The organism is Mycobacterium sp. NGS24, from assembly GCF_059813065.1.
The window spans coordinates 45,063-56,966 of the sequence record NZ_JCALDW010000029.1 but is presented as its reverse complement, the minus strand read 5'-3'; the positions used below and the strand labels follow the sequence as shown (position 1 = coordinate 56,966).

The window sequence follows — 11,904 nt, the reverse complement described above, 5'->3', positions numbered from 1 at the left end:
GGCGTGCGGCGCGGGCTCCCGGACGGTCAGCTGACCGGGCCGAGCGCCGGCTCGCCGGGCGCCGGCGGGCTGGGCTGCTGCGGACCGGCCGGCTTGGGCGACGGCGACGCGTTGGGCGCCCGCGGGGCCGGTGCCGGGCCTGCCGGGGCCGGAGCGGCAGGGGCCGGAGCGGCCGGGGTCGGCGGTGCCATCGGCGCCGGGGCGGCGGGCGGAGCAAACGGGTCCGGGAACGGCGGCGCGGCCGGCGGCGGAGCCGGCGCAAGCACGATGCCCCCGTTGGGAACCGGCGCAATCCCGGGCTGAACAGCCTCGGGGTTCTGCGAACTGATGCAGATCAGCGTGCATCCCGGGGTGTTCGTCGGGAGCGGGGCCGGCTGTTGGGCCGGCGGCAGCCAGGGCCACGCCGGTGCTTGCGGCGGACCGTTCAGGTTGGGGTACTGCGCCACGATCTGCGGCTGACCGAAGTCGATCAACGGCATGTGCTGCCCCAGCGGGTCGTTCACGCCCAGTCCGGTCACATTCAGCGGCAGGTTGGGTCCCAGGCCTTCGGTCCGCTCGAGGTGAGCATCGCCGATGGGCGGCGGCGGTCCGGTGATCGGCGGCAGGTCGACCGGGACCACACCGGTGGCGTAGGCGGCGGCCCAGCCCAACACGTTCTGGGCGTAGGACATCGAGTTGTTGTAACGCAGGATCGCGGCCATCACCTGCGCCGGGTCCCGCAGGTTGAGCCCGCCACTGCACAGATACCGGGCAGCGGCCATGGTCGCGTCGAACAGGTTCTGCGGATCGGGGATGCCGTCGCCGTCACCGTCGATGGCGTAGCGCGCCCAGGTGCCGGGCAGGAACTGCATCGGTCCCATCGCGCGGGCGTAGGTCACCCGGTTGCCCTGGTTGCTCTGGACGATCACCTCGTTGCCGGGCAGGGAGCCGTCCAGCGACGGACCGTAGATCGGGTTGGTTGCGGTGCCGCGGGCATCGACGGCGCCGCCTCCGGCGTGGCCGGATTCGATGCGGCCGATCCCGGCGAGCAGATTCCAGCTGACCCCGCAATTGGGTTCCAGCGTGGACATCTTGTGCTCGGCGTTGCGGTATGCAGACAAAGCCATGATCGGAATGCCAAGAGCGCCAGGGGAATTGACGACTGTCGGGGGCGGTGGCGCGGAACTGTGCGCGGCGGCGACGTGGAAGCTGGTCGGCACCCGCTGCACGGAGATGACCGTCGGGCCGGACAGGTCGACGTGCGGAGCCGGGCCCACTGCGGCGACCGGTGCGATCGCGGTGCGCGACGGCAGCTTGCCGTGCATCGCGGGCGCCGCGCCGCTGACCGCGCCGGCGAAGATCAGGGGGGAGATCATCACGACGCCGAAAGCCGGCGTCCTCGTCACGTGAAGTGCCCCCTGCCGCACTTTCGCGACGGCCGGGCCAACACCCCAGCGTCCCCCTATGCGCACCTCGACCGTCCTCGATTCATGAGCCGCCGGGAAAGCTGACCTGATTGTTAGCGTCTTGTTAGCTTCGTGAACTAGATCACCATACATAACTCTTGTAACGGGAGTTGCGCAATGGTTCAGAGGTTTCTCAGCTCGATTTCTTAGCTCGCCGCTCGGCACCGTCGGGCACCCGCACGGCGTCACCGTCCGGCGCCCCGGCCGCCAGATTCGCGAGCATGTCGCGCAGATCTTCGAGTTCGTGGCGCAGGTAATCGCGGGTGGCGACCTCGCCGACGGCCAGCCGCAGCGCGGCCAGTTCGCGCGCCAGGTACTCGGTGTCGGCCTTGGTTTGGGCGGCGCGGCGCCGATCCTCTTCCAGGGCCACGCGGTCGCGGTTCTCCTGCCGGTTCTGGGCCAGCAGGATCAGCGGGGCCGCATAGGCCGCCTGGGTGGAGAACGCCAGGTTGAGCAGGATGAACGGATAGGGGTCCCACCGCCAGCGCACGGCCCACAGATTCAGGGCAATCCAAATCATCACGAACACCGTCTGCAGCAGCAGATAGCGGCCGGTGCCGAAGAACCGGGCGATGGATTCGGTGATCTGCCCTACGGCCTCGGGATCCAGCCGGGGGGTGAATCGGCGCGACGTGCGCGGGGTGTACAGGCCCCGCGGGGTCGAGGACTTGCTCACTCCGATGAACCTCCGGGTCGTGCCGGCCGGCCGGCCGGGTCGAGCTGCGGCACGTCCACCCGCCAGTCATGCGGTAGCAGGTGATCCAGCAGGTCGTCGACGGTCACCGCACCCAACAGATGGTTCTGATCGTCGACCACCGGTCCACATACCAGGTTGTAGGCAGCGAAATACCGGGTCACCGCGGCCAGCGGGGTCTCCGGTGTGAGGGTCAGCAGATCGCTGTCGACGATTCCGCCGACCAGTTCGGCCGGCGCCTCGCGCAGCAGCCGCTGCAGATGCACACAACCCAGGTAGTGCCCGGTCGGAGTGGCCGTCGGTGGCCGCGACACGAACGCCATCGACGCCAGCGCGGCGGTCAGGTCGGGGTCGCGCATCCGGGCCAGCGCCTCAGCGACCGAGGTGTCCGGGGCGAGCACCACCGGATCGGAGGTCATCAGACCGCCCGCGGTGTCGGGGGAGTGCTTGAGCAGCCGTCGCACCGGGTCGGAATCGTCGGGATCCATCCGGGTCAGCAACACCTCGGCGTCGGTGGGATTGAGCACGCCGAGCAGGTCGGCCGCGTCGTCGGGATCCATCTCCTCCAGGACGTCGGCGGCGCGCTCGGTGCCCAGCTGGGACAGCACCTCGGCCTGGTCGAGTTCGGGCAGCTCCTGCAGGATGTCGGCCAGCCGCTCGTCGTTGAGGGCACTGAACACCTCGTAGCGGCGTTTGGACGGCAGGCCACGGATGGCGTCGGCGACGTCGACCGCCTTGCGCCCTTCGAACTGGTCCAGCAGCTGAGCCACACCCTGCCCGGGCATCGCCAGCGCCGACGGCGTCAGGCCGTGCACGTTCTGCCAGTCCACTACGTGCACCGGCCCGCGCCGTCGCAGCCGGCGATGGGTGCGCACCGCGACCCGGCTCACCACCCAGTCGCGGGTCCGGGTCTGCTCGATCCCGAGATCGGCGACCACGAAGTCCAGTCCGGCCAACTCCGGCAGGTCGGGATCGTTGACCTTGACCTGCGTGTCCAGCACCTGGCCCACCGCAAGCACCTCACCCGGCCGCTGCTCGAAATGACGCAGCGACACGTTGCCGGTGCTCAGCGTGACCGCGCTGGGCTCGATTGCTGCGACTCGCAGCATCGGGATGAAGATGCTGCGCCGGGTGGCCAGGTCGACGACCAGCCCCAGTACCCGGGGTTGCTGACGCACGATGCTGATGCCGATCACGACGTCGCGGACCCGTCCGAAGGATTCCCCGAGTGGACCCAGCACCATCATGCGCGGCAACCGCGCCACGTACACCCTGTTGACGGATCCCATAGATAAGAGCCTAGGAGCGCCCTCGGCGGTCACGCGTGGCGAGTCCGCCGAACGGGTCGCGCGGGGTGTGCGATCAGCGGCTGGCAGCGGCCATCGCGACGAGGTAGATGATGAAAAACACCGCGCCGAGCCCCAGCGTCGTCCCACCCACCGCGATGCCCGCGATCGCCATGCCGCGTCCGGGCTGCTGGGTTTGTTTGATCTGGTTCAGTGCGACGACGCCCAGCACCACGGCGGTAATGGGCAGCGCCGCCCCGATGAAACAGAACAACATCAGCGGAATGCCGATCACCACACCCACGATCGAGGTGATCAGCGCCGCGAGGGCCATGCCGTTGTTGCCGGGGGCGGCGGGGTAGTAGGGACTGATCGGTCCCGGATAGGGCGGGTAACCGGGAGCCGGGTAGGCCGGAGGAGGCGGCGCAGCGGGATACGGCATGGCGCCATAGTTCGGCGGAGGTGCGTAGCCGGGCGGCGGCGTCGACGGGTAGGGGGGCGGGTAGCTCGGGGCCGGTTGCGAGGACCCTGGCACTGCCCACTGGGTTTCGTCGTACGGGGACGAGGATCCCCCGTAGGCCGCGCCGTCGTCGCGGGGAGCTGTCATGGTGGTCGACTTTACCCGCGCACGGGCCGGTGGCCAGGGGATATCCGGACCGTTGCGGACGCGGCCGGGCCCGCTGCATAGTGCGTGGACCAGGGACGTGAAAGAATGAGGACCGATGACTAGCCCATTCCAGCCCGAACAACCCGGGCCCGCGGCGGGCCGCGGTGCCGCGGGTCGGCGCAATGTGCCCGGATTGCCCACCCCGCCCAACGGCTGGCCGGTTGGGTCGTACCCCACTTACGCTGAGGCGCAGCGCGCCGTCGATTACCTGTCCGATCAAGAGTTTCCGGTGCAGCAGGTGACGATCGTCGGCGTCGACCTGATGCAGGTGGAACGGGTGACCGGGCGGCTCACCTGGGGCAAGGTGCTGGGTGGTGGCGTGCTCAGCGGCGCGTGGCTCGGGCTGTTCATCGGGCTGGTGCTGGGCTTCTTCAGCCCGAACCCGTGGGGTGCGCTGGTCACCGGCCTGGTCGCCGGAGTCTTCTTCGGTTTGATCACCTCAGCGGTGCCCTACGCGATGGCGCGCGGGACCAGGGACTTCAGCTCGACCATGCAATTGGTGGCCGGGCGTTACGACGTGCTCTGCGATCCGCAGAACGCGGAGAAGGCACGAGACCTGCTGGCGCGCCTGGCGATCTGACGCTGGGGCGGAAGGTTGCTGTTGCGGCGTTGGGGGGCGGCCGCGCTGGCGGCGCTCACCGTCGCGTCGGTGACCGCGGCCTGCGGCTCTGGGAATTCCGGCCTGGCGATCAGCCTGTATACCCCGGCCACTGACGGGACTACCTACACCGCGATGGCGGCGCGTTGCACGGCGCAAGCCGGCGGGCGCTACCGCATCGCTCAGGTGAGTCTGGCCAGGTCGCCCGACCAACAGCGCCTGCAGCTGGCCCGCCGGCTGACCGGCAACGATCACACCCTGGACCTGATGGGCCTCGACGTGGTGTGGACCGCGGAGTTCGCCGAGGCGGGCTGGGCGCTGCCGTTATCGGCGGACCCGTCCGGGCTGACCGAGTCCGACGCGGTGGCCGATACCCTGCCGGGCCCGCTGCAGACGGCCACCTGGAATCATCGGCTGTACGCCGCGCCGCTGACCACTAACACTCAATTGCTCTGGTACCGAGCAGATTTGGTGGTGCAGCCGCCGCGCGACTGGAGCGGCATGCTGGCTGAGGCGACCCGCTTGCACGCAGCCGGCCAGCCCAGCTGGATTGCCGGCCAGGGCAACGAGGGCGAAGGTCTGGTGGTGTGGTTCAACACGTTGCTGGCCAGCGCCGGTGGTCGGGTGCTCGCCGAGGACGGCAAGCACGTCACCCTGACCGACACCCCCGAGCACCGCGCCGCCACCGTGACCGCGCTGCGGATCATGAAATCGGTGGCCACCGCGCCGGGGGCCGACCCGTCGATCACCCGCAGCGACGAGGGCACCGCGCGCCTGGCGGTCGAACAGGGCCGCGCCGCACTGGAAGTCAACTGGCCCTACGTCCTGGCGTCGCTACTGGAGAATGCGGTCAAGGGTGGGGTGCCGTTCCTGCGCCTGGACCGGCTGCCCGAGCTGGCCGGCAGTGTCAACAAGCTCGGCACATTCGCACCCAGCGACGAGCAGTTCCGCACCGCCTACGCGGCCAGCCGCAAGGTGTTCGACTTTGCGCGTTACCCCGGCCTGGACGGTCGCCCGGCCAGAGTCACCATCGGAGGATTGAACCTGGCCGTGGCGTCGACCACCCGCCACCGGGCTGAGGCCTTCGAAGCGGTCCGGTGCCTGCGCGACCTGCAGAACCAGAAGTACGTGTCGATGGAGGGCGGTCTGCCGCCGGTGCGGGTCTCGCTGTACTCCGACCCGCAGTTCCAGGCGAAGTACCCGATGTACGGCATCATTCGCCAACAGCTGACCGAGGCCGCGGTGCGGCCCGCGACCCCCGCCTACCAGGCGTTGTCCATCCGGCTGGCGTCGGCGCTGAGCCCCATCACCGCGATCGACCCCGAGCGCACCGCCGACGACCTGGTGGTTGAAGTGCAGAAGGCCCTCGACGGCAAGGGGTTGCTGCCGTGACCGCCTCGGAGCGGCGGCTGGCGTACCTGCTGGTCGCGCCGGCAGTGACGATGATGCTGGCCGTCACGGCCTATCCGATCGGTTACGCGATGTGGCTGAGCCTGCAGCGCAACAACCTGGCCACGCCCGAGGACACCGTCTTCGTGGGCCTGGAGAACTATCAGACCGTCCTGACCGACCGGTACTGGTGGAGCGCCCTGGCTGTGACGCTGGGGATCACGGTGGTCTCGGTGACGGTCGAGTTCATCCTCGGTCTGTCGTTGGCGCTGGTGATGCATCGCACCCTGTTCGGCAGGGGGCTGGTGCGCACCGCGGTGCTGATCCCGTACGGAATCGTCACGGTGGTCGCGTCGTACAGCTGGTACTACGCGTGGACGCCGGGCACCGGTTACCTGGCCGGTCTGCTGCCCGACGGAAGCGCGCCGCTGACCCATCAGATTCCGTCGCTGGGCATCGTGGTGCTCGCCGAGGTGTGGAAGACCACGCCCTTCATGGCGCTGCTGTTGCTGGCCGGGTTGGCGTTGGTCCCCGAGGACCTGCTCCGGGCGGCGCACGTCGACGGCGCGGGCGCCTGGCAGCGGCTGACGAAGGTTACCCTGCCGATCATCAAGCCCGCGGTGGTGGTCGCGCTGCTGTTCCGCACCTTGGACGCATTTCGCATCTTCGACAACATCTACGTGTTGACCGCGGGCGACAACAACACCGGCTCGGTGTCGATCCTGGGCTACGACAACTTGTTCAAAGGCTTCAATCTGGGTCTGGGTTCGGCGATCAGCGTGCTCATCTTCGCCTGCGTCGGGATGATCGCGCTGATCTTCATCAAGCTGTTCGGTGCGGCGGCTCCGGGAAGTGCTGCCGATGGCCGTTGAACGGTTCGAGGGCCGTCGCGTCGCTTTCTGGGTCGTCGTCGACGCACTGGTGCTGGTGTACGCACTGTTGCCGGTGCTGTGGATCTTCAGTCTTTCCCTGAAACCGACATCGGATGTCAAGGACGGCAAGCTGATTCCGGCCCAGGTGACGCTGGACAACTACCGGGGCATCTTCCGCGGCGACATCTTCAGCTCGGCGCTGATCAACTCGATCGGAATCGGGTTGATCACCACCGTGATCGCGGTGCTGCTCGGTGCCATGGCCGCGTATGCCATTGCGCGCCTTGAATTCCCAGGTAAGCGGTTGCTGATCGGTATGACGCTGCTGATCACCATGTTCCCGGCGATCTCGCTGGTGACGCCGTTGTTCGACATCGAACGGGCGATCGGGTTGTTCGACACCTGGCCGGGGTTGATCCTGCCCTACATCACCTTCGCGCTGCCGCTGGCGATCTACACGCTGTCGGCGTTCTTCCGGGAAATCCCGTGGGATTTGGAGAAGGCGGCCAAGATGGACGGCGCGACCCCGGCGCAGGCGCTGGTCAAGGTGATCGCGCCGCTGGCGGCACCCGGCCTGGTGACCGCGGCCATCCTGGTGTTCATCTTCGCCTGGAACGACCTGCTGCTGGCGTTGTCGCTGACCGCCACCAAGGCTGCGACGACTGCGCCGGTGGCGATCGCGAACTTCACCGGCAGTTCGCAGTTCGAGGAGCCGACGGGATCGATCGCGGCGGGAGCGATCGTCATCACGGTTCCGATCATCGTCTTCGTACTGGTTTTTCAGCGAAAGATCGTCGCCGGGTTGACCTCTGGGGCTGTGAAGGGATAGTTGACGCGATGGCCGAGATCGTGCTGGAACATGTGCACAAGAGCTACGCCGACGGTCACGTGGCCGTGCGGGACCTGAGCATCACCATCGCCGACGGCGAATTCCTGATCCTGGTCGGCCCGTCCGGCTGCGGAAAGACCACCACGCTGAACATGATCGCCGGACTCGAGGACATCTCGTCGGGCGAGCTGCGTATCGGCGGGGAGCGGGTCAACGAGAAAGCGCCCAAGGACCGCGACATCGCCATGGTGTTCCAGTCCTACGCGTTGTACCCGCACATGACGGTGCGCCAGAACATCGCGTTTCCGCTGACGCTGGCCAAGCTGAAGAAAGCCGACATCGCGCAGAAGGTCGAGGAGACCGCGAAGATCCTGGATCTGACTGCCCTGCTGGATCGCCGGCCCGCGCAGCTCTCCGGCGGCCAGCGGCAGCGGGTCGCGATGGGCAGGGCAATCGTGCGCCACCCCAAGGCATTTCTGATGGACGAGCCGTTGTCCAACCTCGACGCCAAGCTGCGGGTGCAGATGCGCGGCGAGATCGCGCGGTTGCAGAAGCGGCTGGGTACCACCACCGTCTATGTCACCCACGATCAGACCGAGGCGATGACGCTGGGCGACCGGGTGGTGGTGATGCACAGCGGTCTGGCCCAGCAAATCGGTACGCCCACTGAGCTTTACGAGCGGCCGGCGAATCTGTTCGTCGCCGGCTTCATCGGCTCGCCGGCGATGAACTTCTTCCCTGCCACGTTGACGACCCTCGGGCTGAAGCTGCCGTTCGGCGAGGTGACGCTGTCCCCCGAGGTGCAGGATGTGATCGCATCGCACGCCGCACCGGACAACGTCATCGTGGGGGTGCGCCCCGAGCACATCGCCGATGCCGCGTTGATCGACGGCTATCAGCGGATCGGTTCGCTGGTGTTCCCGGCCGGCGTCGACCTGGTCGAATCGCTGGGGTCGGACAAGTATGTGTACTTCACCACGGCCGGTCCCGAAGTTCACTCGGCCCGGCTGGACGAAGTGGCCGCCGAATCGGAGGTCAACGAGAATCAGTTCGTGGCAAGGGTTTCCGCTGAATCGAAGGCGGCCATGGGCGAGCAGATCGAATTGGCCTTCGATCCCGGCAAAATCGCTGTGTTCGACGCCGACACCGGCGTGAACCTCACGCTGCCGCGCCTCAAGTGACACTCGACGCGGTGCGGGGCCACCTGCGCAGTCACTTCGCCGGTATCGAACCGGATTCGGCGAGTGTCACCTTCCTCGGTGCCGAACCCATCGAGGTGTTGCGGTTCCGCGCGGCCGGCGTGACGCACTACGTCACCCTGGGATGTTCGCGGGCTGCGATGACCGATCCGACCGAGCTGGTCACCGACCAGCTTCGCGGCCCGCGTGCCGAAGTGGTGCTGCGGCTGCGTGATCCGGGACCGGTCACCGGATTGGCGCGCAGCCTGGCCATAGTGGCCGCGACCCCGGCGGTGGAAGGCATGGTGCTGGTGGTCGACGCGCTGATCGACCTGGGTGCGCCACTGTGGTCGGGCGCGCCGTTCACCGCGGTGTTGTTGGGGCACAGCGAGATTGCCGACCTGCCGCTGCAGGCACCGCGGGCGCCGGTGGAATTCTTTTCCGCGACGCCGGTCACCGCGACCGAGGCTGCCTGGGTGCGGCTCAAAGGTGCCGAAGCGATGCGCCAGGCCTGGTTCAGCGACGGCGTCGACGTGTTGGACCCGAATCGTCCTGCCGCGCAACCCAATTAGCTCGGGTTACAGCCAGCCTCGGCGCCGGAAATTGAAGTAGAGGAACATGCAGACGATCACCATGAGACTGACCACCGACGGGTAGCCCCACTTGGAGTCCAACTCCGGCATGAAGTGGAAGTTCATCCCGTAGATGCCGGCGACCATGGTGGGCACGGCGACGATACCGGCCCAGGCCGAGATCTTGCGCATGTCCATGTTCTGCTGCATGCCTGCGCGGGCCAGCGCGGCCTGCACCAGCGAGTTCAACATTTCGTCGTAATTGGTGATCTGGTCGGCGGCCTCGGTCTGGTGATCGGCGACGTCGCGCAGGTAGCGCCTGACCTCCTTGGAGATCAGGTCCTTGTTGTCGGTCTGCATCCGCATGAATGCGGCCGACAGCGGCGCGACACAGCGGCGCATCTCGACGACCTCCCGCTTGAGCAGGTAGATCGGCTCGACGTCGATTGAGCGCTCCGGCGCGAAGGCGACCACCTCGATAGCGTCGATGTCGTCTTCCATCAGGCTGGTCACCGCCAGGTAGTGGTCCACCACGGTGTCGGCGATCGCGTGCATCACCGCGTAGGGACCCAACCGCAGGTGTTCGGGATTGCAGTCCATCCGCTTGCGGACCTCGTGCAGGCCGCCGTGTTCGCCATGGCGGACCGTGACCACGAAGTCCGCGCCGACAAAGATCATGATTTCGCCGGTCTCCACGATCTCCCGGGCCAGCGCCACTGACTCGTGCGGCACGTAATTGATGGTCTTGAGGACCAGGAACAAAGTCTCGTCGTAGCGCTCCAGCTTGGGCCGCTGGTGGGCGTGTACGGCGTCCTCGACCGCCAGCGGGTGCAATCCGTAGACGTCGGCCACCTGCTGCATCTGGGCCTCGTCAGGTTCGTGCAACCCGACCCACACGAAGGCGGACTGTCCGAGTTCTCGAACTTTGGCCAGCGCTTCGGCGGGCGCCCACTTACCGGGCAGCCGGGCGCCGTCGACGTAGACACCGCAGTCGACCAGGGTCGGCACCGGCGGATCGGGGACCGGGTGAACGTGTTGCGTTTTCTGCCGGGCGACCGGTCTGAGCGCTTCGGGCAATGCGTCGAATCCAGGGAACACATCGACCTCCGATCGCTGGACAGGTCTGACCGGCGGTGGTCATCGTACGCGTTCAGGCGCCTTTCATCAGTGCCTACAGCCGGTCAGACAGCGGATTCCCAGCCACGGCATGGACCGGCGGATTCGTGATGGCGCCGGTGCGCTAGTTTCGACGCCAAACCCGTCTAGAGGATCCGTCGAACGAGGATCCGTCAAAGGAGCAGAACCGACGTGAGCGCAAGTCCTCTCAAGGTCGCCGTCACCGGTGCCGCCGGCCAGATCGGCTACAGCCTGTTGTTCCGTCTGGCCAGCGGCTCGCTGCTGGGCCCGGACCGCCCGATCGAATTGCGGTTGCTCGAGATCGAGCCCGCCCTCAAGGCGCTCGAGGGTGTCGTGATGGAACTCGACGACTGTGCGTTCCCGTTGCTGGCCGGCGTGGAGATCGGCGCCGACGCGAACAAGATCTTCGACGGGGTGAACCTGGCTCTGCTGGTCGGCGCCCGGCCGCGCAGCAAGGGCATGGAGCGCGGCGACCTGCTGGAGGCCAACGGCGCGATCTTCACCGCCCAGGGCAAGGCGCTCAACGAGGTCGCCGCCGACGACGTCCGGATCGGGGTGACCGGCAACCCGGCCAACACCAACGCGCTGATCGCGCTGAGCAATGCTCCCGATATCCCCAAGGAGCGGTTCTCCGCGCTGACCCGCCTGGACCACAACCGGGCGATCTCCCAGCTGGCCAAGAAGACCGGCGCCAAGGTCACCGACATCAAGAAGGTCACCATCTGGGGCAACCACTCGGCCACCCAGTACCCCGACATCTTCCACGCCGAGATCGGTGGCAGGAACGCCGCTGAGGTGGTCGACGACCAGAACTGGGTCGAGAACGACTTCATCCCGACCGTCGCCAAGCGCGGCGCGGCCATCATCGAGGCCCGCGGCGCCTCCTCGGCCGCCTCGGCCGCATCGGCGACCGTCGACGCGGCGCGGGACTGGCTGCTGGGCACCCCGAAGGACGACTGGGTGTCGATGGCCGTGTACTCCGACGGTTCCTACGACGTGCCCGAAGGCCTGATCTCGTCGTTCCCGGTCACCACCAAGGACGGCAAGTGGGAGATCGTGCAGGGTTTGGAGATCGACGAATTCTCCCGCGGCAAGATCAACGCGACCACCGGCGAGCTGGCCGACGAGCGCAACGCCGTCACGGAGTTGAAGCTGATCTGATCCTGCTCGCTTGAGGCGGGTACGCGACAGCGGTTCGGGGATCGCCGGCCGGGCTGAGTACGCTGAGGGCTGTGTC

Annotated in this window: 12 protein-coding genes; 7 read left to right on the top strand and 5 right to left on the bottom strand. The window is 67.5% G+C overall.

All coding sequences use genetic code 11. The features are described from left to right. Positions 1 to 26: 26 nt before the first annotated feature. The 4 genes from AC5Y6Y_RS24550 to AC5Y6Y_RS24535 all read right to left on the bottom strand — a co-directional run bounded on the left by AC5Y6Y_RS24550 (position 27) and on the right by AC5Y6Y_RS24535 (position 4,032). Positions 27 to 1,451 carry a lytic transglycosylase domain-containing protein gene (locus AC5Y6Y_RS24550; RefSeq protein WP_499930637.1) on the bottom strand — a complete coding sequence of 475 codons (1,425 nt, stop codon included), beginning with the start codon at positions 1,449 to 1,451 and terminating at the stop codon, positions 27 to 29. 127 nt (positions 1,452 to 1,578) lie between these two features. Further along, positions 1,579 to 2,121, bottom strand: a complete 543-nt coding sequence (locus AC5Y6Y_RS24545; RefSeq protein WP_463826701.1) for a DUF1003 domain-containing protein — start codon at positions 2,119 to 2,121, stop codon at positions 1,579 to 1,581. Then, a complete protein-coding gene (locus AC5Y6Y_RS24540; RefSeq protein ID WP_463826700.1) occupies positions 2,118 to 3,428 on the bottom strand; it encodes a magnesium transporter MgtE N-terminal domain-containing protein in 1,311 nt (436 codons plus the stop codon). The genes AC5Y6Y_RS24545 and AC5Y6Y_RS24540 overlap by 4 nt, the downstream gene beginning before the upstream one ends. A gap of 73 nt (positions 3,429 to 3,501) precedes the next feature. After that, positions 3,502 to 4,032, bottom strand: a complete 531-nt coding sequence (locus AC5Y6Y_RS24535) for a DUF4190 domain-containing protein (protein ID WP_463826699.1) — start codon at positions 4,030 to 4,032, stop codon at positions 3,502 to 3,504. A gap of 115 nt (positions 4,033 to 4,147) precedes the next feature. On the opposite strand from AC5Y6Y_RS24535, the gene AC5Y6Y_RS24530 reads away from it, so the two are divergent. The 6 genes from AC5Y6Y_RS24530 to AC5Y6Y_RS24505 are packed head-to-tail and all read left to right on the top strand — an operon-like array spanning position 4,148 to position 9,530. Beyond that, entirely contained in the window at positions 4,148 to 4,672 is a 525-nt protein-coding gene (locus AC5Y6Y_RS24530) for a YflT domain-containing protein (RefSeq protein ID WP_463826698.1), read from the top strand. A 15-nt stretch (positions 4,673 to 4,687) separates the two neighbouring features. Further along, positions 4,688 to 6,082: an extracellular solute-binding protein gene (locus AC5Y6Y_RS24525; RefSeq protein WP_499930635.1), complete on the top strand. Its 1,395-nt coding sequence runs from the start codon at positions 4,688 to 4,690 to the stop codon at positions 6,080 to 6,082. A gap of 50 nt (positions 6,083 to 6,132) precedes the next feature. Beyond that, positions 6,133 to 6,951, top strand: coding sequence for a carbohydrate ABC transporter permease (locus AC5Y6Y_RS24520; RefSeq protein ID WP_499930644.1), 819 nt, complete (start codon positions 6,133 to 6,135; stop codon positions 6,949 to 6,951). After that, on the top strand, positions 6,941 to 7,780 hold the full coding sequence (locus AC5Y6Y_RS24515) for a carbohydrate ABC transporter permease (protein WP_499930633.1): 840 nt from the start codon (positions 6,941 to 6,943) through the stop codon (positions 7,778 to 7,780). Before AC5Y6Y_RS24520 ends, AC5Y6Y_RS24515 begins: the two co-directional genes overlap by 11 nt. 8 nt (positions 7,781 to 7,788) lie before the next feature. Continuing rightward, positions 7,789 to 8,961: an ABC transporter ATP-binding protein gene (locus tag AC5Y6Y_RS24510; RefSeq protein ID WP_499930631.1), complete on the top strand. Its 1,173-nt coding sequence runs from the start codon at positions 7,789 to 7,791 to the stop codon at positions 8,959 to 8,961. Continuing rightward, a complete protein-coding gene (locus AC5Y6Y_RS24505) occupies positions 8,958 to 9,530 on the top strand; it encodes a suppressor of fused domain protein (protein WP_499930629.1) in 573 nt (190 codons plus the stop codon). The genes AC5Y6Y_RS24510 and AC5Y6Y_RS24505 overlap by 4 nt, the downstream gene beginning before the upstream one ends. Positions 9,531 to 9,536: 6 nt before the next feature. Here the strand turns inward: AC5Y6Y_RS24505 and corA are convergent, their stop codons facing one another. Continuing rightward, entirely contained in the window at positions 9,537 to 10,628 is a 1,092-nt protein-coding gene (gene corA, locus AC5Y6Y_RS24500; RefSeq protein WP_463826693.1) for a magnesium/cobalt transporter CorA, read from the bottom strand. A 210-nt stretch (positions 10,629 to 10,838) separates the two neighbouring features. On the opposite strand from corA, the gene AC5Y6Y_RS24495 reads away from it, so the two are divergent. Then, the gene (locus tag AC5Y6Y_RS24495; RefSeq protein WP_463826692.1) at positions 10,839 to 11,828 is read left to right on the top strand and encodes a malate dehydrogenase; all 990 of its coding nucleotides are present in this window, start codon (positions 10,839 to 10,841) and stop codon (positions 11,826 to 11,828) included. Positions 11,829 to 11,904: the final 76 nt, after the last annotated feature.